We start from the raw sequence: 22,444 nt of genomic DNA, 5'->3' as shown, positions 1-22,444 counted from the left end.
CCCTACTGTCCGCTCCCAAGAGAGATGCGGGTTCGCCGGTGGTCGAAACTTCACCGCGGCGGGACACGTCGTACCTCGTACGGGACGGTGAGCTGGCCGATGAGGAGAGGTGAGGCGTTGCACACGTCAACGATCGGCGGTGTCTGGCACGAGGTCGTCGGCACGCAGCCGCACCCGTCGTGGTGGCTGGTCGGCGTCACGGGCGTGGTGGCCCTCGTGGCGGTCTCCGTCCGCTCGGTGTGGCATCCGCTGCGCAACGTCGTCACCATCGCCCATGAGGGCGGGCACGCGTTCGCGGCGCTGGTCACCGGACGGCAGTTGCAGGGCATCCGCCTGCACTCCGACACGTCGGGTGTGACGGTGTCGCGCGGCCGGCCGTACGGGCCCGGGATGATCGTCACCGCGTCCGCCGGATACGTGACGCCGCCGTTGCTGGGCCTGGGCGCGGCGGGGCTCCTGGCCGCCGGGCACATCACGGCCCTGCTGTGGGCGAGCATCGTCCTGCTCGCCGCGATCCTCGTCATGGTCCGCAACGCGTACGGCGTGGTGTCGGTGGTCACGACCGGCGCGGTGATCTTCGCCGTGTCGTGGTACGGCTCGGCCACCGTGCAGGCGGCGTTCGCCTACGCGTTCACGTGGTTCCTCCTGCTGGCGGGGGCGCGGCCCGTGGTGGAGCTGCAGAGCAAGCGCTCCAGGGGCCGCGCACCCGACTCCGACGCCGACCAACTGGCCCGCCTGACCGGCATGCCCGGCCTGCTGTGGGTGTTCGGCTTCGGCGTGGTCGCCGTCGCCGCACTGCTGGCCGGCGGGTCCTGGCTGCTGCCGGACACGATGCCGCGGCTGCCGGGCTGGTGATCGGTGACTCAGTGCTTCGTGATCGGAGCCCCCGTGTCGGCACCGACGACGTACCACGGCGCGCCGTTCGAGGTGACGCCCTGGCCCTTCATGTCGCCGGGCGACGTGTCCTTCGCGTAGTAGTACAGCGGCCAGCCGTTGTAGACGATCTGCTTGGTCCCGTCGGACCGGGTCGTCGTCGACAGCATGGACGACTTCACACCGGGTCCGGCGCTCGGTGAACCACCAGGCGAACCACCGGGTGACCCACCAGGCGACGCGCCGGGCGAGCCGCCGGGCGACGCGCCGGGTGACCCACCGGGTGAGGCGGCGCCGCCGCCGGCGGTGAACGGCGGCCATTCCTTCGCACAGGCGCCCTCACAGGCGGACTTGCCGCCCTGGCCCTTGTCCTTCTCGAAGGCGTAGAGCGTCCGGCCCGTGCCATCGACCAGGATCGTGCCCAGACTCGTCTTCTTGGCGTTGAGCACCCCCATGCCGGCGGCCGGCATCGACTCGGACGGCGCCGGCGACGCGGGCGCGGACGCCCCCGGTGACTCGGATTCCGACGGGGAGACCCCGGGAGGCGAGGCCTGTGGGCTGGAAGGCTGGGCGTACGGTCCCCCGCCGCCCTGCGATTCCGGCGTGGTCTTGCTGCCCTCGCCGCAGGCCGAGCCGAGCAGGCCCAGGGCCAGCACTCCGGCGGCAATGACTCCGTTCCGCATTTCCGTTCCTTTCCCCCGATGACGTGGGCGGGCACGTACGGACGTCAGCCCTGATTCGCCGTCATCCCCCGCGTCCGCGAGCCGGGAGCGTCTCTCCCGAGGCCGCCCATGTGCCCCGGCAATTCGGTTACCCATCGCGGCGGCCCGTGAAGTTGAATCGGCCGACTTCTTTAACGGGCGAGGCGGATGTTTGACCGGGTATGCCGAGACTGGACGCGAACATGACGCGGTCCGGGAAGACCTCTTCGCCGCCGGTGCGGGATCATCCGGCGGCGCTCCGGGGGCCGCGGACCCCGCTCGGCGGAGGGCCGTCCCGCCTCCGATCGCGCCGGGTCAGCCCTTCAGGGTGTCCAGGCCCCGGCGGAGGAAGCCGAGCGCGGTGGCGCGCTGGTCGCCGGCGGTCAGGAGTGCGGCGTACGGCAGGGACGCGCCGCCGAACGCGTCGTCGTTCCAGTACGCGCCCTTCCTCTTGGCCCAGGGCGCTACGTAGAGGTACGGCTCGGGGTGCTGGGCGTCGCCCGGCGACGCGCCGAACGCGGCCCGCCGGCCGGTGGCCTCGTCCCCCAGGTCCACGGCGGCGTCGAAGTGTTCCGGCCACAGCTGCACCCGGCCCGGGCCGAGCGCGCGGGCGTCGAAGCGCAGTTGTTCCAGCACCGACCAGGCGAAGCCGTACCACGCGCCGAGCGCCTCGGCGGCGGGCGGGCTGACGGTGAGGGGCAGCGCGGGGTCGGCCGGGGTCCGCGGGAAGTAGGCGTCGGGCGGCATCCCCAGCGGGACACCGGCCAGGCGGGCGGCGTCCGCGAGGGTCTCCGGGGAGGCGACGGCGTCGCCGACGACCAGCCGGCCGTTCTCGACGCGGAGCTGCCGGTCGTCGCCGAAGTAGGGCGTGCCGAAGCCGCCGCGGGTGAACCGCAGGCCGATCCTGCCGTTGGCGGCGTGCCGGGCGGCCGCGACGACGTGCTCGGCGAGGGCGTGCAGGGTCCTGCGGGTCGCGGCGAAGTCCCGGGGCAGCGGAGCGAGGCGGCGCCAGGCACCCAGCCAGCGGTCCGCGCAGAACCCGGCCAGTTCGGGGCGCTCCCGCGCCAGGTCGTCCCAGGAGCGGCCGAGCCCGCAGAGGGGGGTCACGAGCTTGGCGCCGTACGGGCCGGCGAGGGGATCGTCGGCGTACCACGGGGGTGTCGTCACGGCGGGCGGAGACGGCTCCAGCACCCGGACGTCGTACTCGCCGCCCAGCAGGTCCCAGGCCTCCCACCGTGGATTCATCGTCCTCCGTTCGGGTGCCGCGCCGCGGGGCCCGCGAGGTGCGGCCGGGTTCGGGGACCCCTAGTCGACCATGGAACCGGCCGCGGGGGAACACCGGATGGCGCGCTTCTCGGCCGTTGTTTATTTTTCCTACTAGGAAAGTATATATTTCTGCCTGGCCCGCGCCGATGGCGGGCCGCACCGTCGTTCCCTCCCCCGAATGAGAACACCGCCGATGATGCGTAGAGTCTCCATCCTGCTCACCGCCGCCACCGTCCTGGCCGCCGCGACGGCCTGCTCGGGCGGCGGTCCGGCCTCCTCCTCGCCCGGAACGGCGTTCGATCCGCAGAGCTGCCAGGGCGGGACGCTCTACATCCTCGACCAGACCTCGGCGACCGACGAGCACTTCGACCCGGCACGGATCTACACCTCCGGAGGCGGCGCCGTCCCGTCCCTCGTCTTCCGGACCCTGACCACGCGCAAGCGCGTGCCCGGTCAGGCCGGCACGACCGTCGCCCCGGACCTCGCCACCGACACCGGGACGCCGAGCGACGACGCCAGAACCTGGACCTACCACCTTCGCGACGGCCTGAAGTTCGAGGACGGCACGCCCATCACCTCGAAGGACGTCAAGTGGGGCGTGGAGCGGTCGTTCGCGCCGGAGCTGCCGGGCGGCATCCCGTACCTGCGCGACTGGCTGGTCGGCGGCGCCGACTACAAGGGGCCGTACAAGGGTGAGGAGCTGGACTCGATCCAGACCCCCGACGACAAGACGATCGTCTTCAAGCTGCGCAAGCCCGAAGGCGACTTCCCGTACGTCGCGACGGCCACGCAGTTCACCCCGGTACCGAAGGCCAAGGACGGCGGCACCGCGTACGAGAGGCACCCGGTCTCCAGCGGCCCGTACAAGGTACAGACCCACGTGCAGGACAAGAGCCTGACGCTCGTCCGCAACCCCAACTGGTCGCGCGCGGTCGACGACCAGCGGCTGGCCTGCCCCGACCGGATCGAGGCGACGTACGGCCTCAGCGCGGCCGTCATCAACCAGCGGCTCAGCACCAGTGCGGGCAAGGACGCCGACGCGATCACCACCGACACCGACCTCAGCCCGGCGGAGCTGGCCCGCATCTCCACCGACCCGAACCTGAAGAAGCGCACCGTGCGCGGCCGGTTCGGCTACACGAACTTCATCGCCTTCAACACGAAGGTCAAGCCGTTCGACGACGTCCGCGTGCGGCAGGCGATCTCCTACGCGGTCGACCGGCAGGCGGCGGTCAACGCCGTCGGCGGCAGCTCGCTCGCCACGCCGGCCACGACGTTCCTGCCCGACCAGGCCGCGTTCGGCTACCAGCCGTACGACGCCTTCCCGGCCGGCCCGACCGGGAACCCGGCCAAGGCGAAGGAGCTGCTGGCCCAGGCGGGGCTGCCGAACCTGACGATCACGCTCGCGCACCGCAACAACGACGCGAACCAGGACGGCCCGGCGGTCGCCACGGCCGTGCAGGAGGCCCTCAAGCAGGCGGGCGTCACCGTGCGGCTGAAGGCCTACGACCAGGCGAGCTACCGGTCGGCGCAGACGAAGCCGTCCGACGAGCCGGGCGTCTTCCTGTCCGGCTGGGGCGCGGACTGGCCGACCGGCGGCCCCTTCCTGGCCCCGATCTTCGACGGACGGCAGATCCTGAAGGACGGCGGCAACTACAACTTCGCCCAGTACGACGACCCGAAGGTCAACGCCGAGTTCGACGCGATCAACAAGATCTCCGACCCGCTGCAGGCGCGGCCCCGCTGGGGGGCGCTGGACGCCGAGCTCGGCCGGCAGGCGCTCACGGTGCCGCTGTTCCACCCGATCTACCTGCGGCTGTACGGCAAGAACGTCAAGAACACCTACCTCGACGAGTGGCGCGGCTCGTACGACGTGGCCATGGTCTCGGTGAAGTGAGCCGGTGACGTGAGTGAAGTCCTCGCGGAGGTCCGCGACCCGGGCGCCGCCGTCTCCGGGTCGCCGGCCCGCGCCCGCCAGGTGCTGCGCCGCCTGCGGTCCGACCGGCCCGCGATGGCCGGCCTGATCGTCACGGGCGTGCTCGTCCTGGCCGCCGTCCTCGCGCCGCTGCTGACCGCGCTGGAAGGGCAGGACACGACGACGTTCCACACGCAGCTGCTGGACTCCGCGCGCGGCGGCGTGCCGCGCGGCGCGCTGGGCGGGGCCGGCGCCGACCACTGGCTGGGCGTCGAGCCGACCACCGGGCGCGACCTGTTCGCGCGTGCCCTGTACGGGGCGCGGATCTCCTTCGCCGTCGCCTTCGGCACGCTCGTCGTGCAGCTGCTGCTCGGCGTGGCGGTCGGGCTGGCCGCGGGATTCGGCGGCCGGTGGGCCGACGCCACGCTGGGCCGGCTCATCGACCTGGCCATCTCGTTCCCGCAGCTGATGTTCGCGATCGCACTGCTGGCGATCGTGCCGCAGTCGTTCCCCCGGCCGGTGCTGCTGATGCTGGTCATCGGGCTGTTCAACTGGGGTGGCACGGCCCGGCTCACCCGGGGGCAGGTGCTGTCCCTCAAGAGCAGGGACTACGTCGCCGCGGCCCGGCTGTCGGGGGCGTCGCCGGGCAGGATCGCGCTGCGCGAGATCCTGCCCGGCGCGCTGCCGCAGGTCCTCACCTACGCGGCGATCCTGCTGCCGGGGAACATGGTGTCCGAGGCGGGGCTGTCCTTCCTCGGCGTGGGCGTGCATCCGCCGGCCTCCTCCTGGGGGCAGATGCTGTCGACCGCCACCACCTGGTTCCGCGCGGACCCGATGTACGTGCTCGTGCCGGGCCTGTCGCTGCTGACCGCCGTCCTGGCGTTCACGCTGCTGGCGGACGGCCTGCGCGCCGCTCTGGATCCCAAGGCGTCCCTGCGAGGCCGCCGGTGACCCGCTACCTGCTCCGCCGCCTCGGCAGCCTGCTCGTGCTGCTGGTCGTGATGACGGCCGTCGTCTACGGCATCTTCTACGCCATCCCCGCCGACCCGGCGGTGCTCGTCTGCGGGAAGGGCTGCGACGGCGGTCAGCTCGCCTCCATCCACCACAAGCTCGGCCTCGACCAGCCGATCACGACCCAGTACTGGCACTTCCTGGAGGGCCTGGTGGCCGGCCGGGACTACAGCTCGGGGCCGGACGTCAGCCACTGCGCCGCGCCGTGCCTGGGCTACTCGTTCCAGACGGACCTGCCGGTGCTCTCCCTGATCGCCCAGCGGCTGCCGGTGTCACTGTCGCTCACGGCCGGCGCGCTCGTCCTGTGGACCGTCACCGGCGTCGCCCTCGGCCTGGTGTCGGCGCTGCGGGAGCGGCGGCTCACCGACCGCCTCATCACCGTCTTCGTCCTCGGCGGCCTCGGCACCCCGGTGTTCGTGAGCGGCCTGCTGCTGCTCATGGTGTTCTGCGGGTGGCTGCGGTGGCTGGACTTCCCGGTGTACGTCCCGCTGACCGAGGATCCGGCGGGCTGGGCGCGCAACCTCGTCCTGCCGTGGCTGACACTGACGATCCTGCAGTCCGCGATCTTCACGCGGCTGACGCACACGGGCATGCTGGAGACCCTGTCGGAGGACCACATCCGGACCGTCCGCGCCTACGGCCTGCCCGAGCGCCGCGTCATCGGGCGGCACGCGCTGCGCGGCGCCCTCACCCCGCTGATCTCGATCAACGCCGTCGAGTTCGGCGCGGTGCTGGTGAACGCGATGCTCACCGAGACGCTGTTCGGGCTCCCTGGCATCGGGCAGCTGATCGTCCAGTCGTCGAACAACGTCGACCTGCCGGTGGTGGCCGGCCTGACGCTGACGGCCGGCCTGGCCGTCGTCCTGGCCAACACCGCCGCCGACCTGCTGTACGCGGCGGTCGACCGGAGGGTGGTCCTCACGTGAGCGTCGTCCTGTCGGTGCGGGATCTGAGTGTCGAGTACTCCACCGGCGAAGGCGCGTTCCGTGCCGTCGACGGGGTCTCGTTCGACCTGGCCGCCGGTGCGGCGCTCGGCGTGGTCGGAGAGTCCGGGTCCGGCAAGAGCACGACGGCGCTCGCGCTCCTGGGCCTGCACCGGACCACGGGCGCGCGGGTCACCGGCCGGATCCTCCTCGGCGGCCCGGACGGGGTGGAGGTCAACGGACTCGACGGCGAAGGGGTCCGCCGGGTACGGGGCCGGCGCATCGCGATGATCTTCCAGGATCCGATGACGGCGCTCGACCCCTACTACCGGATCGGAGACCAGATCGCCGAGGTCCACCGCGCTCACTCGGGCGCCGATCGCCGGGCCGCGTGGGCGCGGGCGGTGGAGGTGCTCGACCGGGTCGGCATCCCGGACGCGGCGCGGCGGGCCCGGGCGCGCCCGCACGAGTTCTCCGGCGGCATGCGGCAGCGGGCCCTCATCGCCATGGCGCTGGCCTGCGAACCGGAGGTGCTGGTCGCCGACGAGCCGACCAGTGCCCTCGACGTCACCGTGCAGGCGCAGATCCTGGACCTGCTCGACGAGCTCCGCGCCGACACCGGGATGGCGCTGCTCCTCGTCACGCACGACCTCGGCGTGGTGTCGCGGTCGGCCGACGAGGTCCTCGTCATGCACCGGGGCCGGGTCGTCGAGCAGGGACCGGTACGCGAGGTGCTGCGCGCTCCGGCGCGGCCGTACACCCGGGCGCTCCTCGACGCGGTGCCCCGCCTCGACGCTCCGCGGCACGCCCGCCGCGACGCCCGGCGCGACCCCGGGGAGCCCCTGCTGACCGTGACGGGCCTCACGCGGGAGTTCCGGCGGCCCGGACGCGGCCTGCGACGCGAGACGACGCGCGCCGTGGACGCCGTCTCACTCGACGTACGGCGCGGCGAGACCCTCGGTGTCGTCGGGGAGAGCGGCAGCGGCAAGACCACGCTCGTACGGATGATGGTGGGGCTGCTGCCCCCGACGTCGGGACGGATCGTGTTCGACGGTGAGACGGTCACCGGGCTGCCGGAGAAGCGGCTGCGCCAGGTCCGGCGCGAGATGCAGATGGTCTTCCAGGATCCGGTGTCCTCGCTGAACCCGCGGCGGACCGTCGGCGACGCCATCGCCGACCCGCTGCGGGTCCGCGGCGTGCCCGACGGCGAGGCGCGGAGAACGGCGCGGGAGCTGATGGAGCGCGTCGGCCTGGAACCGGCGCGTCATGACCGCTACCCGCATGAGTTCTCCGGCGGGCAGTGCCAGCGCGTGGGCATCGCCCGGGCGCTGGCGTTGCGGCCCAGGCTGCTGGTCTGCGACGAGGCGGTCTCCGCGCTCGACGTCTCGACGCAGGCGCAGATTCTCGACCTGCTGGGCGACGTGCAGGAGGACTACGGCCTGACAATCGTCTTCGTGTCCCACGACCTCGCGGTGATCCGCCAGGTGAGCGACCGGGTCGCGGTGCTGCGCGGGGGCGCACTCGTGGAGCTCGCCGAGGTGGAGGAACTGTACGCCGCCCCCGCGCACGAGTACACCCGTTCCCTGCTCGCGGCGGTGCCCGCCCTGGCCTGACGGACCGGGTCCGGTGAGGCGTGGCGGGCGGGAACGCGGACGCCGGCCGCCCGAGGATTCGAGCGGCCGGCGCCGTGGGGTCACGCGGATGTGCGGGTCACGCGGGTCCACCGGCCTCGTCCCGGGCGGTGGACCGCGGCCGGGTCAGTACGCGCAGATCGCGTAGACGCTGATTCCGACCGTGCTGTAGCCGGGCTGCCGGCCCAGGGCGATCCAGCCGCGGCCGTCGGAGGTCGGGAAGCTGCCGACAAGGATGGCCCCGTTGCCCCGGGCCTCGCCGCCGCCGCCGATGACGTGTTTGCCGGCCGGGCAGTAGACGGTGCGCCGCTGGAAGGCGGGGACGTTCGCGTTGGGCAGGACGACGACCTGGTAGCCGCTGGTCGCCGCCTGGTGGGCGGCCGGCGGTGCGGGCGGCTCGCCCTTGTCGGCGTGGGCGGCCAGACCGGTCGCCACGACCGCGGCGAGAGCCATCGTTCCCGTTCCGAGCGCGTACATCTTTCGCATGCAGATCTCCGTTTTGAGGTAGCAGGAACTGCGTTGCACGGACCTTTTCGACCGCCTTTATCGGCGGCCTTTCGGATCCATCGCCACTACTACCCGGACGACCTTTGATCACACTCGGTCATTCCCGATTACCGTGCGCGACCCGGCGAGACGTCGCATTCCTGGGGAGATGTTGGAAATGAAAGATGGGCGACGCCGACCGGAGATGCCGAAAAGGCCGTCAATGGCCGATTCGAGCCACGGCAGCCTCGACATCTCCGGCGTTCCTCCCGGAGACGAGGGTCAGCGAGCCCAGCTCCAGGCGTAATCGGACGCTTCGACGGAGAACGCCTCTCCCCCGATATTCAACGGCCGGAACGTATCGATCATCACAGCCGTTTCCGTGGTGGTCTTGAGGCCCTTCCCGACCGCCTCGATGACGCCTTCCACGGCGCCGGGCGCCGGGCCGTGGGTGAATCCGGAGGGATGCAGGCTTATCGACCCGATGTCTATCCCCGAGCCGCGGCGCGCCGTGTAATCGCCGGCGACGTAGAACATCACCTCGTCGGAGTCGACGTTGTGATGGTTGTACGGAATCGGGATCGCCGCCTCGTCGAAGTCGAGCGGCCGGGGGCAGAAGGAGCAGATGACGAAGTTCGGGCCCTCGAACGTCTGGTGCACCGGCGGCGGCGCGTGGGTGCGCTTCACGATCGGCTCGAAGTCGGCGATGTTGAACGCGAACGGGTAGAGGAACCCGTCCCAGCCGACGACGTCGAGCGGATGGTTCCGGTAGGTCAGCCGGGACAGGCCCGCGCGGGTGCGGACGAGCACGGGCACGTCCTCCCCCTCCAAGACCAGCGGCTCGGCGGGGCCGCGCAGATCGCGCTCACTGTAGGGCGCGTGCTCCAGCAACTGGCCGTACTGCGACAGGTAGCGTTTCGGCGGCCGGATGTGCCCGGAGGCCTCGAAGACGATGAGGCGCAGCGGCTCGGCCGGATCGGTGCGGACGAACCGGTGGATGGTCCCGGTCGGGATCACGACATAGTCGCCCGGGCCGGCGTCCAGCGGTCCGTACGCCGACTCGAGGCGCGCGCGGCCGGCCTCCACGTACACGCACTCGTCGCCGACCGAGTTGCGGTACAGCTCGCCGTCCGTGTCGGCGGCGACGTACGAGATGCGGACGTCCTCGTTGGCGAGCAGCAGCCGCCGTCCGAGCACCGGGTCTCCCCCGGCCGTCAGCTCGTGCATCTTGAAGTGGCGCGGCAGCAGCGGATGGTTGGGCGACGTGCGGGTGGCGTGCGCCGGCAGGTCCACGCCCTCGCTCTTGACGATCGCCGTGGGCGGGTTCACGTGATAGAGCAGCGAGGAGTTGGTTGAGAACCCCTCCTCCCCCATCAGTTCCTCGGCGTACAGCCCGCCGTCCGGCCTGCGGAACTGAATGTGCCGTTTGCGGGGGATCTCCCCGACGGCGCGGTAATAGGGCATCTCCACTCCGGATCTCGGAAAAGCGTCGATCACCTTCACTGCCGACTGTAGGCCGTGCGCCCCGGCGACCGCCAGAAGCCCCGGCGCCGGCCGGAGCCCGGCGGTACGGCCGTGGTCACCGGGAGGCCCGCCAGCGGCTAAGGTTTTCTCCCGTCGCTCAATAAGGAGGAAGAATGCGCGGAGGCGTACGCCTTCCGGCTGTGATCGTCGCGCTCGGGCTGCTGGCGGGCTGCAGCGACCCGGCCGGCGCGGCGCGGCGCGAACAGGGCGCCGCCCGGAAGAGGTCTCCGTCCGCGCGGGCCACCGCGTCGCACTCGCCCGCCAAGCGGCACGCCAAGACGGGAGCCTGGTGGCAGGCCGCCGGCACGACGAAGACCACGGCGGGCCTGCGGGTGCAGACCGGCGCCGCGCACGCCGGACAGGTGAAGGTGATCGTGACCGACGTCTCCGGTCGCACCAGCCGCAGGTTCACCGCCTCGACGACGCCTCAGTCCGTCAAGGTCGGGCAGTTCACCCTCACCGGGGTCAAGGTCAGCAGGTCGGCCAAGCTCGCGCGGTACGGCGTCGGCTTCCACTACCGCTTCTGAACCGGCATTCCCCGCGGCATCGCGCCGGACCGGCATGGCCCGGCGTCCCTGGGGCAGGAGGACGGGCGTGACGACACTCGATGATCTCGACCCGTTCGCCATCTTCGACGGCGAGGCCGAGCGCCTCGACCGCTTCTTCAGCGGCCTGAAGGACGACGACTGGACGCGGCCGTCCCGATGCGAGGGATGGACGGTCCGCGACGTCCTCGCCCATCTCGCCGGTGAGGAGGACTACAACCACGCCTGCCTCGACGACGACCTCGACGGGCTGTGGTCCCGCCTGGAGAAGAAGGGCGTCTCCGGCCTCGCGGGCTTCAACGACTGGTGCGTGCGCACGCGCCGGGCCATGCCCGTGGAGGAGGTGCTCGATGAGTGGCGCACGCGGAGCGGCGACACCCGCCGGCGGATGCGCGACCTCGGCCGCGACGCGCGGCTGCCCACGATGGCGGGGCCGTACCCGGTCGGCCTCCAGGCGTTCCACTACGCCTCCGAGTACGCCACGCACGGCGATGACGTCGGCGTGCCGGTCGACGACGCGCGGGAGCGCACGGCCTGGCGCGTCGTCGTCGGCCGGTTCGCGCTGGCGGAGAAGGGCGCCCCGGTGGAGGTCGCCGAGGACGACGACGGCGACCTGGTGGTGCGGACGCCGCAGGCGCTGGGCCGGCTGACCCCGGCGGAGTTCGTCGAGGCCACCGTGGGACGCCTGCCCGGCGGCCATCCGCTCGACACCGGCCTCCGCGACGCCCTGCGCTGCCTGGCTTGACAGGTCTCGACGGCACCACGAATAGGTCTCGGGTCCTGCTCTCCGGTTGAGTCCGCAGACTCTGTGTCGCGGCCCTTCGCGTCCCTAGGGTGATCTCGTCGCACAAGATCACCCCAAGGGAGAAACATGCGGAGACTCTCCATGGCCCTCGCCGGCGCCGTCGCGGTGGCCGGTCTGGCATTCACCGGCGGTACGGCGAGCGCGAGCACGGTGCACACGGCGAGCGCGGGCACGGTGCACACGGAGAGCGCCTGGCCGTGCGGCTCCAAGTTCTGCGCCTACGTGAAGGGCAAGGGACTGAAGGTCGACACCGTCACCGTCTGGAGCAAGACCAAGGCGTCGAAGGGTACGAAGGTCTCCGGCTGGGCCTACATCGAGGTGGCCGCGCCCAAGCACAAGTTCTACATCCTCTGGGCGAAGAAGAAGTTCAAGAACGTGCCGTCGATCGAGCTGATCGTCAAGAAGAAGTTCCCCAACAAGACGCGCCTCTGCGCCGGCGTCGCGCCGACGAAGGCGTACGTGAACCACGCGGGCGCCGCCTGCGCCACGGTGCACAAGTGATCTGCGGCCGCGCCTGATCCGTACACCGGCGGCCGAGCCGTCCGTCGGCGCGGTGATCGTCGAATGGTTCGTGCTCACGGAGGCCGTCCCCTTTCTTCCCAGGGGGCGGCCTTCGTGCCATGTCGCCGCGGTGACCGACGCGGGCGGGTGTGCCGGTGGCCGTGACCGCGGCAAGATCGGTCCGGATCGGCGGCGGATAACCTGAGGTCATGCCCACTGCCCTCATCACCGGCGCCACCGCGGGAATCGGCGCGGCGTTCGCCCGGCGGCTCGCCGCGGACGGCTTCCGCCTGATCCTGCTCGCCCGTGACGCGGAGCGGCTGGCCCGCGCGGCCGAGGACTGCGGCAACGCCGAGGTCGTCGTGGCCGACCTGGCCACGGACGACGGTCTCGCCAAGGGCGAGGAGGCCGCCCGCCACGCCGACCTCGTCGTCAACAACGCCGGGTTCGGGCAAAAGGGGCGTTTCCTGCAGGTCCCTCTCGAGGACGAACTGGCGATGCTGCGGGTGCACTGCGAGGCGGTGCTGCGGCTGACGCACGCGGCCCTGCCCGGCATGCGGGAACGCGGGCGCGGCGGTGTCATCAACGTCGCCTCCGTGGCGGCGTTCTTCTCACGCGGCACGTACGGAGCGTCGAAGGCGTGGGTGGTGGGGTTCAGCCAGGGCGTGGCCGCGGACGTCCCGGGCGTCCACGTCATGGCGCTGTGCCCCGGTTTCGTGCGCACCGAGTTCCACGACCGGGCGGAGATGAACGTCTCGGGCATCCCTAAGCCGTTCTGGCTGGACGCCGACCGGGTCGTCGCGGACGCGCTACGCGACTTCCGGAAGGGCGTCACCGTCAGCGTGCCCGGCGTGCAGTACAAGGCCCTGGTCGGCCTCGGCAAGCTGATCCCGCGAAATCTCGCGGGCCGTCTCTCCTCGCGCACCGGCCGCAGGTACGACTGAACCGGCCGCAGTCCCGGGGTCCACACCTGCCGCCGTGAGCCGGGCCCCGGCGCGCCACGGCGTGCCCAGGGACGCGAACGTCAGAGGTAGAGGCCGGTGCCGTACTCGGGGCGCTCGTTCGCGACGGCGTGCAGGTCGCGCTCGCGCATCACGAGGTACTGCTCGCCCTGCACCTCGACCTGGTACTGGTCCTCGTCGTGGTACAGCACCATGTCGCCGACCTTGACGGTGCGCACGTTGTGACCGACTCCGCAGACCTCGCCCCACACCAGCCGGTTGGACTGCTCGGCGGTCGCCGGGATCACGATGCCTCCGCTGCTGCGGCGTTCTCCCGACTCCTTCTCGGGGCGCACCATGACGCGGTCGTGCAGCATCTGTATCTCGAACTTCGGGTCGGCCACAGTCGGGATTCTACCGAGATGGCAGCCTGTGCTACGGACCGGCCGTGGACACGGTCTCCGGTGGGCTTCGCCGGCATGGCCGAACACCCGCCCGAGGTGTGCCGGGCGTGGAGCGGATCACCGGCAGGCCGGCCCGCGCGTTCGCCCGGTGGGCGGCGGCTCACGCCGCAGGCTTCCACTGAGCGATCACCTCGCGTCGGCGGATCAACGCGGCGGGCCTCCGCCGGGCGATCCGCCGCCGGATGGTCAGGCCTGGCCGGCGGCGAGCCGTTCGAGCAGGGCGATCGCCGCCTGGCGTACGTCGGCCGGGACGACGCCGCCGAGGACGGTCCGGGCCTGCTCGACGTCACGGGTGGTCGCGCAGGTGACGGCGACGGACCCGGCGGCGGCCTTCTCCAGCGATCCGGCCGGCGCTCGGTCGGCCAGGTCCCGCGCGTGCTCGGCGAGATCCAGGTTGTCTTTGGTACTCGGGCTGCTCAACGCTTCTCCTTGGAGTGGCGGCGGTGCGGGCCGTCGTCGGCACGGTCACCACCGCGGATGCCGAGACGCAAAAAATCGTAGACGAACGGTCCGCACGGCCCGGCGTCCCCCCTCCCCCGGCCGGTCGACCGGCCGGCGGCGCGCCCGCCACGTGCGGCGTTCGGTCCCATCATTCCCGTCAGTCGGCGAACGTGTCGAGATAGGCGTGGAAGGCCGCGCGTTCTTCGGCCAGTTGCGCGTGCGCGCCGGCGTACACGTGATCGAACATCTCCCGCGGGTCCGGGTCGGGCAGCGCCCGGCAATCGGCGCGAACGCGCGCGCCGAGCTCGTCGGCCTCGGTCTCGAGTGCCGCGAAGAAGTCCTCACCGGCCAGATCGTTCTTGGTGAGGTAGGCGCGGAGCCGTTCGATCGGGTCCTTCCGCCGCCACTCCTCGAGTTCCGCGTCGGCCCGGTAGCGCTTCGGGTCGTCGGAGCTCGTGTGCGCGCTCATCCGGTAGGTGTCGGCCTCGATGAGGGTCGGCCCCTCGCCGGCCCGCGCCCGCTCCAGCGCCGTACGGGCCACGGCCAGGCAGGCGAACACGTCGTTGCCGTCGACCCGCACGCCGGGGAAACCGAAGCCCGCGGCGCGGCGGTAGATGGGCACCCGGGCCTGCGTCTCCGCCGGCGCGGAGATCGCCCAGTGGTTGTTCTGGCAGAGGAAGACGACGGGCGCGTTCTGGGTGGCCGCCCACACGAACGCCTCGTTCACGTCGCCCTGGCTGGTCGCGCCGTCGCCGAAGCAGGCCAGCACCGCCTCCTCCGCCCCGTCGCGCTGCACGCCCATGGCGTAGCCGACGGCGTGCAGCGTCTGAGCGCCGATGACCAGCGTGTATCCGGCCATCCGGAACTTCTCGGCGTCCCAGCCGCTGAAGGAGGTGCACCGCCAGAGTTCCAGGAGGTCGGAGAAGGGCACCCCCCGGGAGTACACGATGCCGTGCTCTCGGTAGCTGGGGAAGACGAAGTCCTCCGGCCGGAGGGCGCGGGCGGTGCCGATCTGCGCCGCCTCCTGTCCGAGGAGCGGCGCCCACAGGCCCAGCTCGCCCTGCCGCTGCAGCGCCATCGCCTCGACGTCGAGCCGCCGCACGAGCGTCATGTCGCGGAACAGGGCCCGGGCCTCCTCCGCGCTGATCTCGAAGGGATATCCGGGGTGGTCGATCCGCTCCCCCTCCGGGGTGAGCAGCTGCACGAGGTCGGTCACACGAGTTGATTTTGCCAGCATCGGGGGCGGTGTCTCGTCACCCGGGTGACCTGGAGCCTCCTGAACCCCGTTCGGCTCAGTGGTGCGGGAGGACCACGCCGGACGGTGCCGAGGTCACAGCGATTCCGGACGGACCATAATCCCCATTGATCCGATAGGGAACTTGGGGCAGGATGAATCCGTGAGAGCGCCTGTACGTTGGGTGACGACCCCGCGCCGCAAGGAGCGTGACATGGCTCTGTGGAGACCGGATCCGACCTTCTATCCGTCCCCCCGGGAAGCGGTCGACGCTCCGCCCGAGACGCTGGCCTACACCGCCGCGTTCGACCGATCGGCCCAGCGGCCCGACGCGATCGCCGTCGTCGACGTCGACCCGGACTCCACCTCGTACGGCTCCGTGGTCGGCTGGACGGACCTGCCGAACACCGGCGACGAGCTGCACCACTTCGGGTGGAACGCCTGCAGCAGCGCCCTGTGCCCCAACGCTCCGCACCCCCACGTCGAGCGGCGATACCTCGTCGTGCCGGGCCTGCGCTCCTCCCGGATCCACGTCCTGGACGTCAAGGACGATCCCCTCAAACCGTCGATCGTCAAGGTCATCGAGCCGGAGGAGCTGGCCGAACGCGCCGGCTACTCCCGGCCGCACACGGTGCACTGCGGCCCCGACGGGCTGTACGTCTCCGCGCTGGGCGGTGCGAATGGACAGGACGGTCCTGGGGGCATCGCGGTGCTCGACCACGACTCGTTCGAGGTCGTGGGGGCCTGGGAGGCCGACCGGGGGCCGCAGCACCTCGCGTACGACTTCTGGTGGCACCTCACGCAGGACGTCATGGTCACCTCGGAGTGGGGCACGCCCTCGATGATCGAGGACGGCGTGAACGCCGAGCTACTGCTCGGCCGCGAGTACGGCCACGCCCTGCACTTCTGGGACCTGCGCAAACGCCGTCATGTCCAGACGGTCGACCTCGGCGACGAGCACCAGATGGTCCTGGAACTGCGGCCCGCGCACGACCCGACCAGGACGTACGGCTTCGCGGGCGTCGTCGTCAGCGTCGAGGACCTGTCCGCCTCGGTGTGGGTCTGGTACCGCGAGGACGGCGAGTTCAAGGCCCGCAAGGTCATCACGATTCCTGCCGAGCCCGCGGATTCCAGCGCTCTGCCGCCGGTGATCGCGCCGTTCGGCGCGGTGCCGCCGCTCGTCACCGACATCGACCTGTCGGTGGACGATCGGCACCTGTACGTCTCCTGCTGGGGCACCGGCGAGCTCAAGCGCTACGACGTGTCCGACCCGTTCAACCCGGTCGAGGCTGGTTCGGTGCGGATCGGCGGGATCGTGCGCCGCACCCCGCACCCGGCGGCGCCCGGCCTGCCGCTCGCCGGCGGCCCGCAGATGGTCGAGGTCAGCCGCGACGGCCGGCGCGTCTACGTCACGAACTCCCTGTACGGGCCCTGGGACGACCAGTTCTACCCGGACGGCGTCGGCGCGTGGGCCGCCAAGATCGACTCAGGTGACGATTTCACCATCGACGAGAGGTTCTTCCCGCACGGCGACGACTTCCGCGGGCTGCGCCCGCACCAGACCCGTCTCCAGGGCGGTGACGCGTCCTCCGACTCGTACTGCTACCCGTGATGAACGACGGTTCGCTCGTGGCCTTGGTCGCCCTCGGCGCCTTCCATGGGCTGAACCCCGGCATGGGCTGGCTGTTCGCCGTGGCCCGGGGCCTGCAGGAGCGGTCCCGGGCCCTGGTCCTGCAGTCCCTGCCGGCGATCGCGGCCGGTCACGCCGCGTCGGTGTTCGTGATCGCGGCCGTGGTCACGGTGACCGGGTCGGTGCTGACCTCCCGGATCGTGTCGATCGGCGGCGGCGCCGTGCTGGTCGGGTTCGGCCTGTGGCGGCTGCTGTCCCGCCGCCATTTCCGCTGGGTGGGCATGCGGCTGACGCTCTGGCAGCTCGCCTGCTGGTCGTTCCTCATGTCGTCGGCGCACGGGGCCGGCCTCATGCTGCTGCCCGTGCTGACCCACGGCGCGGTGACCGCGCCCGGCCACGCCCACGGGATGACGCCGGGCGCGGGCAGCGCGGTGACGGCGGCGGTGTTCGTGACGGGCGTGCACACGCTCGCCATGTTCATCGTCGCCGGCACGATCGCCGTGCTCGTGTACGAGGTCGTCGGCCTGGCCGTACTGCGCCGCGCCTGGTTCAACCTGGACCGGCTGTGGGCGGCCGCGCTCATCGGCGCGGGCGCGGCCACCCTGCTCATCGCCGTGTGACGATCAGTGGGCGCTGGAGGCGGCCCACAGGTTGATGCCGGCCTCGACCGCGTCGGCGTCGATCGCGGCGAGCTCCTCGTCGCTGAAGTCGAGGTTCTTCAGCGCGCCGAGGCTGTCCTCCAGCTGCGCCACGCTGCTCGCCCCGATCAGGGCCGAGGTGACCCGCGGGTCGCGCAGCGTCCAGGCGATGGCCATCTGGGCCAGCGTCTGGCCGCGTTCCCCGGCCATCTCGTTGAGCGTGCGGACGTGCGCGAGGGTCTCCCCGGTGAGCAGATCCCGGGACAGCGACTTGTCCTGGCTGGCCCGCGAGCCCTCGGGGATGCCGCCCAGGTACTTGTCGGTCAGCATGCCCTGCGCCAGCGGCGAGAACGCGATGCAGCCGACGCCCTCCTGCTCGAGGGTGTCGAGCAGGCCGCCCTCGATCCAGCGGTTCAGCATGGAGTACGACGGCTGGTGGATCAGCAGCGGGGTGCCCATCTCGCGCAGGATCGCGGCGGCCTCGGCGGTGCGCTCCGGCGAGTACGACGAGATCCCGGCGTACAGCGCCTTGCCCGACCGTACGGCGTGGTCCAGCGCGCCCATCGTCTCCTCGAGGGGCGTCTCCGGGTCGAACCGGTGGCTGTAGAAGATGTCGACGTAGTCCACGCCCATCCGGGCGAGCGACTGGTCCAGGCTGGCGAGCAGGTACTTCCGCGACCCCCACTCACCGTAAGGACCCGGCCACATGTCGTAACCGGCCTTCGTCGACAGGATCAACTCGTCGCGGTACGGCCGGAAGTCCTCCCTGAAGATCCGCCCGAAGTTGGTCTCCGCGCTGCCGTAAGGAGGCCCATAGTTGTTCGCGAGATCGAAGTGGGTGACGCCCAGGTCGAACGCGCGGCGCAGGATCGCCCGCTGTGTCTCCAGCGGCTTGTCGTCTCCGAAGTTGTGCCACAGCCCCAGGGAGACGGCGGGCAGCTTCAGCCCGCTGCGCCCCGTCCGGCGGTAGGGGATCTGGTCATATCTGTTCTCGGCGGCCTGGTAACTCATGGTTGGCAAGTCTGCACCCCCGGCTCGGCCCGCCGAACACCGAGTCCGGCGAAACCGCAGCTCCGAGGGCTGCCGCCCGCGCGGGACCCGCCCGGCGGGGTCAGCAGCACTGCCCCTCCGCGACCACCCGGGTGAAGTCGCCCGCGCGCAGGGCGTCCTCCGGAATCGTGTAGTACAGCACCCCGGCGTCGCCGAACGTCCAGCGGTCGAAACCGTCGATCTGCAGCAGGTGCACGTGGCCTTCGGCCTGCAGCGGGCCCTGGAGCAGGGACGGCCAGCCGAACGCCCGGTGCAGCCCATCGCCGTAGCGCTCGGTCCAGGCGCCGCAGACCTCGCCCACCTCCAGGCAGGGAGGAAGGTCACGGTCCGGGCCGAAGTCGAGGCCGTCGACGGCCGGGTCCCACTGGTCGGGGAGGGTCGGGATCGGCGACGCCCGGAGCGGCGTGGCGGCGAAGGAGCGGGCCCCGGCCGGCGCCGCCACCGACTCGGCGCGCGCCGGGTCGGCCGGGATCACCCGCCAGACCCGGGCGTCCTCGAACAAGTCGATGTGCCGGTAGTCGTCGTAGTCGAGATCCGGGTCCAGGTAGAAGAAGTTCAGCAGGCCGGGGCGGCAGGGCAGCCGGTCGCCGAGCCACCCGGCGAGCGGATCGGTGTCGAGGACGGCCAGCAGGCTGAGCGGGATGCCGTCGCACTCCGGCCAGGGCGTGCCCGGCTCCAGCAGGGCCGGGCCCCCGAGACGGCAGCGCCCGGTGGCGAGGTGCCCGTCGTCCACCGGATCGAGCATGAGCCCTGGCAGCGCCATCGCCGCCAGCTGCGGGCCGGCCGCCCCCGGAACGTGCTCGGCGCACAGCGCCTCGATCTCGGCGAGTGACTCGCGGAAGTCCATCCGCCGATTGAAGCAGCGACGACCGACATCCCCTGCCGCCGAGGGCAGAATGAGGTGACGACGAGAGTTCGGTTACGGAAAAGATTCGAATGAGCACGCATCGCGATGGGGATCGACCTAGCATGCACGACGTGACCAGCGCACTGGAGTACTGGCCGTCCCCTCCCCCGTGGGGATGGACCGCCGATGACATGGACCACTTGCCCCCCGAGGGTCCGAACGGCGAACCCGACTTCTTCCAGCATGTCGAGCTCATCGATGGAGCCCTCGTCTTCATGTCCCCCCAGAAACGCTTCCACGACTATGTGATTCACGGGCTCAGGGTGAGTCTCAGCGCACAGGTGCCGCCTCATCTGTTCACTCTCAGCGAGATGGACGTCAAGCTGGGGCATCGAATGCGGCCCTGTCCGGACGTGCTCGTGATCGACGCCGCCGCCGCGGACGACCTCGACCGGACGTTCTACACGCCGGACGAGGTGCATCTCGTCGTCGAGGTGGTCTCTCCCGAGTCGGAGGAGCGGGACCGGAAGCTGAAGCCGGCGCGGTACGCGGAGGCCGGCATCGCGCACTTCTGGCGGGTGGAGGACGACGGCGGCCGTCCGGTCGTCTACGTGTACGAACTGGACCCGGCGACCAGGACGTACGCCGTGACGGGCATCCACCACGGCAAGCTCAGCGTGCCCGTGCCGTTCCCGATCGACATCGACCTGGACGACCTGCCGCGTTAGGGCGACGCGGGCGGGGCGGTGGACCGGCGGACGATGAGCTCGCCGGGCAGGGAGACGCCGGGCGGGCGGCGGCCGCCGAGGAGTTCGAGCAGGGCTGTCATGGCCGCCGCGCCCAGGTGTTCGGCGGGCAGCCGGATGGTCGTGAGCTCCGGTTCGAGGGCGGTGGCGAGCAGGACGTCGTCGAAGCCGGTGACGGACAGGTCGCCGGGGATGTCCAGGCCGAGCGCGCGGGCCGCCTTGTACGCGCCCGCGGCGATCACGTCGTCGTCGCAGACGAGGGCCGACGGGCGGCCCGGCCGGTCCAGCAGCGCGAGGGCGGCCTGCCGGGCGGCCGCGACGTCGATCGCGGCCGTCCGGCGGACGAGAGACCCGGGGAACGCGTCGGCGAGCGCCTCGCCGCGCACGCGGAAGGTCCAGGCGTCGACGGCGGCGGCCACGTGACCGATCCGGCGGTGGCCGAGCGCGGCCAGGTGACCGGCGATGGCACGCATGCCCCCGGCGACGTCGAAGTTGATGGTCGGCGCCGGAGCGGCCGGATCGCTGTCCATGAGGACGACGGGCAGGTCGCCGAAGTCGGTGACGCCGCCGACGATGGACGAGGCGAGAACGCCCTCGATGGCCTGGGTGTCGACCTGGCTGCGCGCCGGTCCGGCGTCGTCGGGCCAGGGATGGACGATGAGGCCGAAGCCGCGGTCGGCGGCGACCTCGGCGGCGCCCGCGTAGATCGGGCCGAAGACCGGGCCGGTGAGCGTGGGGACGACCAGGAGCACCGTGCGGGTCCGGCCGAGCCGGAGGTTGCGGGCGGCGAGGTTCGGGCGGTAGCCGAGGCGCCGCGCGGCCTCGTGCACCGCCTGCCGCGTCTCGGGCTTGACCCTGCCCTCGGCCTTCCCGGCCAGCACGATCGAGACCGTGGACTGGGAGACCCCGGCGACCCGGGCGACGTCCCGGCTGGTCGGTCTCTTGGACACGACAAAAGATTAGACCTGCGCATCGATGAGTGATACGTATGACCGGAGACTTCTGTAATACGTATGACAAGGATCAGATGCGCGCCTACCTCGACGTCCTGCGTAAACCGCACGCCGCTCGGCTGCTCGGCGGCACGCTCCTCGGCCGGCTGCCGAACGGCATGGCCGCGCTGGCGATCGTGCTGTTCGTCCGCGGGCACGGCGGCGGATACACCCTCGCCGGGGTGCTGTCGGCGGTGAACGGCCTCGCGACGGCGGCGGGACAGCCGGTGCTCGGACGCGCGATGGACCGCTACGGCCAGCCCCGCATCCTGGCGTCCGCGGCGACGGCCGCGGCGGCGGGGTTCGCGCTGCTCGCGGCCGTCGGCGGACGGTCGCCGGTCGCCGCGACGGCCGCGGTGATCCTGGCCGGGTTCGCGACGCCGCCCCTCGAAGCGGGACTGCGGGCGCTCTGGCCCTCCGTCCTGAACGGGCCCGCGGAGGTCCACGCCGCGTACGCCCTGGACGCGGCCGCCCAGGAACTGCTGTTCACGCTGGGTCCCCTGCTCGTGGTCGCCGCCGCGGTCGTCTCCACGGAGACGGCGCTGATCCTCACCGGCGCCCTCGGCATCGCCGGCACGCTCGTGGTCACGACGTCCCCGCCCTCACGCGAGTGGCGCGGTGAGCAGGGCGGCGGGCACTGGGCCGGCCCGCTGCGCTCCCCCGGGATACGCGTTCTGATCATCTCTCTGACCTGCGTGGGCGTGTCGCTCGGCGTGTTCAGCGTGGCGGTGGTCGCGTACGCCGACGCGCGCCACCTCTCGTACGCCTCGGGCCTGCTGCTGGCGCTCATGTCCGCGGGCGCGCTGACCGGCGGGATCGCGTACGGCCTGCGGCCCCGCACCGGACCCGCGCACCGGCGCCTGGTGCTGCTGATGGCGGGTCTCGCGGCCGGTTACGTCCCGCTGACGTGGGCGCCGGGCTTCCCGGTGATGCCGGTGCTGGCGATGGCCAGCGGGCTGTTCCTCGCGCCGGTGCTGGCGTGCAGTTTCACGCTGGTCGACGACCTGGCGCCGCGCGGCACGGTGACAGAGGCGTTCGCCTGGCTGGTGACGGCCTTCGGGGTCGGCAGTTCGGCGGGCGCGGCCCTCGCCGGCCTGGCGGGCGACGCGGGCGGCGTCCACGCGGCCTTCGCGGTGGCCGGCGCGGGCGGCGTCCTGGCCTTCCTCGTCATCCTCCTCGCGGGCCCGATCGGCGGCCCGGCAGCCGTGGCGGCCCGCGAGCCGGATGCCGCGGACTCGGTGAGCCGTTGACCGCGACCGAAATCCCTGGCGTGGGGGGCG

23 protein-coding genes are annotated in these 22,444 nt (G+C 71.8%); 13 read left to right on the top strand and 10 right to left on the bottom strand.

Annotation, left to right across the window (positions count from 1 at the left end):
- Positions 1-99: 99 nt before the first annotated feature.
- Complete coding sequence (locus NE235_RS25485) at positions 100-855, top strand: M50 family metallopeptidase (protein ID WP_406567636.1); 756 nt, start codon at positions 100-102, stop codon at positions 853-855.
- Positions 856-863: 8 nt separating this feature from the next.
- Here the strand turns inward: NE235_RS25485 and NE235_RS25480 are convergent, their stop codons facing one another.
- Positions 864-1,556, bottom strand: coding sequence for a COG4315 family predicted lipoprotein (locus tag NE235_RS25480; RefSeq protein ID WP_252807284.1), 693 nt, complete (start codon positions 1,554-1,556; stop codon positions 864-866).
- Positions 1,557-1,889: 333 nt separating this feature from the next.
- Entirely contained in the window at positions 1,890-2,819 is a 930-nt protein-coding gene (locus NE235_RS25475; protein ID WP_252807282.1) for a hypothetical protein, read from the bottom strand.
- 214 nt (positions 2,820-3,033) lie between these two features.
- Here NE235_RS25475 and NE235_RS25470 point away from each other — a divergent pair, with 214 nt between their 5' ends.
- From NE235_RS25470 to NE235_RS25455, 4 genes are read left to right on the top strand one after another with little or no spacing between them, the layout of a single operon-like run.
- On the top strand, positions 3,034-4,737 hold the full coding sequence (locus tag NE235_RS25470) for an ABC transporter substrate-binding protein (protein ID WP_252807280.1): 1,704 nt from the start codon (positions 3,034-3,036) through the stop codon (positions 4,735-4,737).
- Positions 4,738-4,746: 9 nt separating this feature from the next.
- Entirely contained in the window at positions 4,747-5,706 is a 960-nt protein-coding gene (locus tag NE235_RS25465) for an ABC transporter permease (RefSeq protein WP_252807279.1), read from the top strand.
- A complete protein-coding gene (locus NE235_RS25460; RefSeq protein ID WP_252807277.1) occupies positions 5,703-6,692 on the top strand; it encodes an ABC transporter permease in 990 nt (329 codons plus the stop codon). Before NE235_RS25465 ends, NE235_RS25460 begins: the two co-directional genes overlap by 4 nt.
- Positions 6,689-8,302, top strand: a complete 1,614-nt coding sequence (locus NE235_RS25455; protein ID WP_252807275.1) for a dipeptide ABC transporter ATP-binding protein — start codon at positions 6,689-6,691, stop codon at positions 8,300-8,302. Before NE235_RS25460 ends, NE235_RS25455 begins: the two co-directional genes overlap by 4 nt.
- A gap of 144 nt (positions 8,303-8,446) precedes the next feature.
- Here the strand turns inward: NE235_RS25455 and NE235_RS25450 are convergent, their stop codons facing one another.
- A complete protein-coding gene (locus NE235_RS25450) occupies positions 8,447-8,806 on the bottom strand; it encodes a hypothetical protein (RefSeq protein ID WP_252807273.1) in 360 nt (119 codons plus the stop codon).
- Between the two features lie 282 nt (positions 8,807-9,088).
- Positions 9,089-10,270 (bottom strand): homogentisate 1,2-dioxygenase, encoded by a 1,182-nt coding sequence (locus NE235_RS25445; protein ID WP_252807271.1) that lies wholly within the window; start codon positions 10,268-10,270, stop codon positions 9,089-9,091.
- A gap of 173 nt (positions 10,271-10,443) precedes the next feature.
- On the opposite strand from NE235_RS25445, the gene NE235_RS25440 reads away from it, so the two are divergent.
- The 4 genes from NE235_RS25440 to NE235_RS25425 all read left to right on the top strand — a co-directional run bounded on the left by NE235_RS25440 (position 10,444) and on the right by NE235_RS25425 (position 13,125).
- Complete coding sequence (locus NE235_RS25440) at positions 10,444-10,857, top strand: hypothetical protein (RefSeq protein ID WP_252807269.1); 414 nt, start codon at positions 10,444-10,446, stop codon at positions 10,855-10,857.
- A gap of 67 nt (positions 10,858-10,924) precedes the next feature.
- Positions 10,925-11,620, top strand: a complete 696-nt coding sequence (locus NE235_RS25435) for a maleylpyruvate isomerase family mycothiol-dependent enzyme (RefSeq protein WP_252807267.1) — start codon at positions 10,925-10,927, stop codon at positions 11,618-11,620.
- Between the two features lie 126 nt (positions 11,621-11,746).
- A complete protein-coding gene (locus NE235_RS25430; protein WP_252807265.1) occupies positions 11,747-12,181 on the top strand; it encodes a hypothetical protein in 435 nt (144 codons plus the stop codon).
- 209 nt (positions 12,182-12,390) lie between these two features.
- Positions 12,391-13,125, top strand: coding sequence for an SDR family NAD(P)-dependent oxidoreductase (locus tag NE235_RS25425; RefSeq protein ID WP_252807263.1), 735 nt, complete (start codon positions 12,391-12,393; stop codon positions 13,123-13,125).
- Positions 13,126-13,205: 80 nt separating this feature from the next.
- Here the strand turns inward: NE235_RS25425 and NE235_RS25420 are convergent, their stop codons facing one another.
- From NE235_RS25420 to pdhA, 3 genes are all read right to left on the bottom strand, one after another.
- Positions 13,206-13,526: a GroES family chaperonin gene (locus NE235_RS25420; protein WP_252807261.1), complete on the bottom strand. Its 321-nt coding sequence runs from the start codon at positions 13,524-13,526 to the stop codon at positions 13,206-13,208.
- 246 nt (positions 13,527-13,772) lie between these two features.
- Positions 13,773-14,006 (bottom strand): hypothetical protein, encoded by a 234-nt coding sequence (locus NE235_RS25415; protein ID WP_252807259.1) that lies wholly within the window; start codon positions 14,004-14,006, stop codon positions 13,773-13,775.
- 178 nt (positions 14,007-14,184) lie between these two features.
- Positions 14,185-15,264 (bottom strand): pyruvate dehydrogenase (acetyl-transferring) E1 component subunit alpha, encoded by a 1,080-nt coding sequence (gene pdhA / locus NE235_RS25410; RefSeq protein WP_406567635.1) that lies wholly within the window; start codon positions 15,262-15,264, stop codon positions 14,185-14,187.
- Positions 15,265-15,475: 211 nt separating this feature from the next.
- On the opposite strand from pdhA, the gene NE235_RS25405 reads away from it, so the two are divergent.
- Both NE235_RS25405 and NE235_RS25400 read left to right on the top strand, forming a co-directional pair.
- Positions 15,476-16,873: a selenium-binding family protein gene (locus NE235_RS25405; RefSeq protein WP_252807255.1), complete on the top strand. Its 1,398-nt coding sequence runs from the start codon at positions 15,476-15,478 to the stop codon at positions 16,871-16,873.
- Positions 16,873-17,511, top strand: coding sequence for a hypothetical protein (locus tag NE235_RS25400; RefSeq protein WP_252807254.1), 639 nt, complete (start codon positions 16,873-16,875; stop codon positions 17,509-17,511). Before NE235_RS25405 ends, NE235_RS25400 begins: the two co-directional genes overlap by 1 nt.
- 3 nt (positions 17,512-17,514) lie before the next feature.
- Here the strand turns inward: NE235_RS25400 and mgrA are convergent, their stop codons facing one another.
- Both mgrA and NE235_RS25390 read right to left on the bottom strand, forming a co-directional pair.
- Complete coding sequence (gene mgrA / locus NE235_RS25395; RefSeq protein ID WP_252807252.1) at positions 17,515-18,540, bottom strand: L-glyceraldehyde 3-phosphate reductase; 1,026 nt, start codon at positions 18,538-18,540, stop codon at positions 17,515-17,517.
- Between the two features lie 100 nt (positions 18,541-18,640).
- Positions 18,641-19,426 (bottom strand): DUF1963 domain-containing protein, encoded by a 786-nt coding sequence (locus NE235_RS25390; protein WP_252807250.1) that lies wholly within the window; start codon positions 19,424-19,426, stop codon positions 18,641-18,643.
- A gap of 122 nt (positions 19,427-19,548) precedes the next feature.
- Between NE235_RS25390 and NE235_RS25385 the strand changes: the two genes are divergently transcribed.
- Positions 19,549-20,154, top strand: a complete 606-nt coding sequence (locus NE235_RS25385; protein ID WP_252807249.1) for a Uma2 family endonuclease — start codon at positions 19,549-19,551, stop codon at positions 20,152-20,154.
- On the opposite strand, the gene NE235_RS25380 is transcribed toward NE235_RS25385, so the two are convergent.
- The gene (locus tag NE235_RS25380) at positions 20,151-21,122 is read right to left on the bottom strand and encodes a LacI family DNA-binding transcriptional regulator (protein ID WP_252807248.1); all 972 of its coding nucleotides are present in this window, start codon (positions 21,120-21,122) and stop codon (positions 20,151-20,153) included. The genes NE235_RS25385 and NE235_RS25380 overlap by 4 nt on opposite strands.
- Before the next feature lie 77 nt (positions 21,123-21,199).
- On the opposite strand from NE235_RS25380, the gene NE235_RS25375 reads away from it, so the two are divergent.
- The gene (locus tag NE235_RS25375) at positions 21,200-22,414 is read left to right on the top strand and encodes an MFS transporter (RefSeq protein WP_252807247.1); all 1,215 of its coding nucleotides are present in this window, start codon (positions 21,200-21,202) and stop codon (positions 22,412-22,414) included.
- The last annotated feature ends 30 nt before the right edge of the window (positions 22,415-22,444 follow it).

The organism is Actinoallomurus spadix, assembly GCF_024055725.1.
Classification (GTDB): Bacteria; Actinomycetota; Actinomycetes; order Streptosporangiales; family Streptosporangiaceae; genus Actinoallomurus; species Actinoallomurus spadix.
This window is presented reverse-complemented; position numbering and strand designations above follow the sequence as displayed.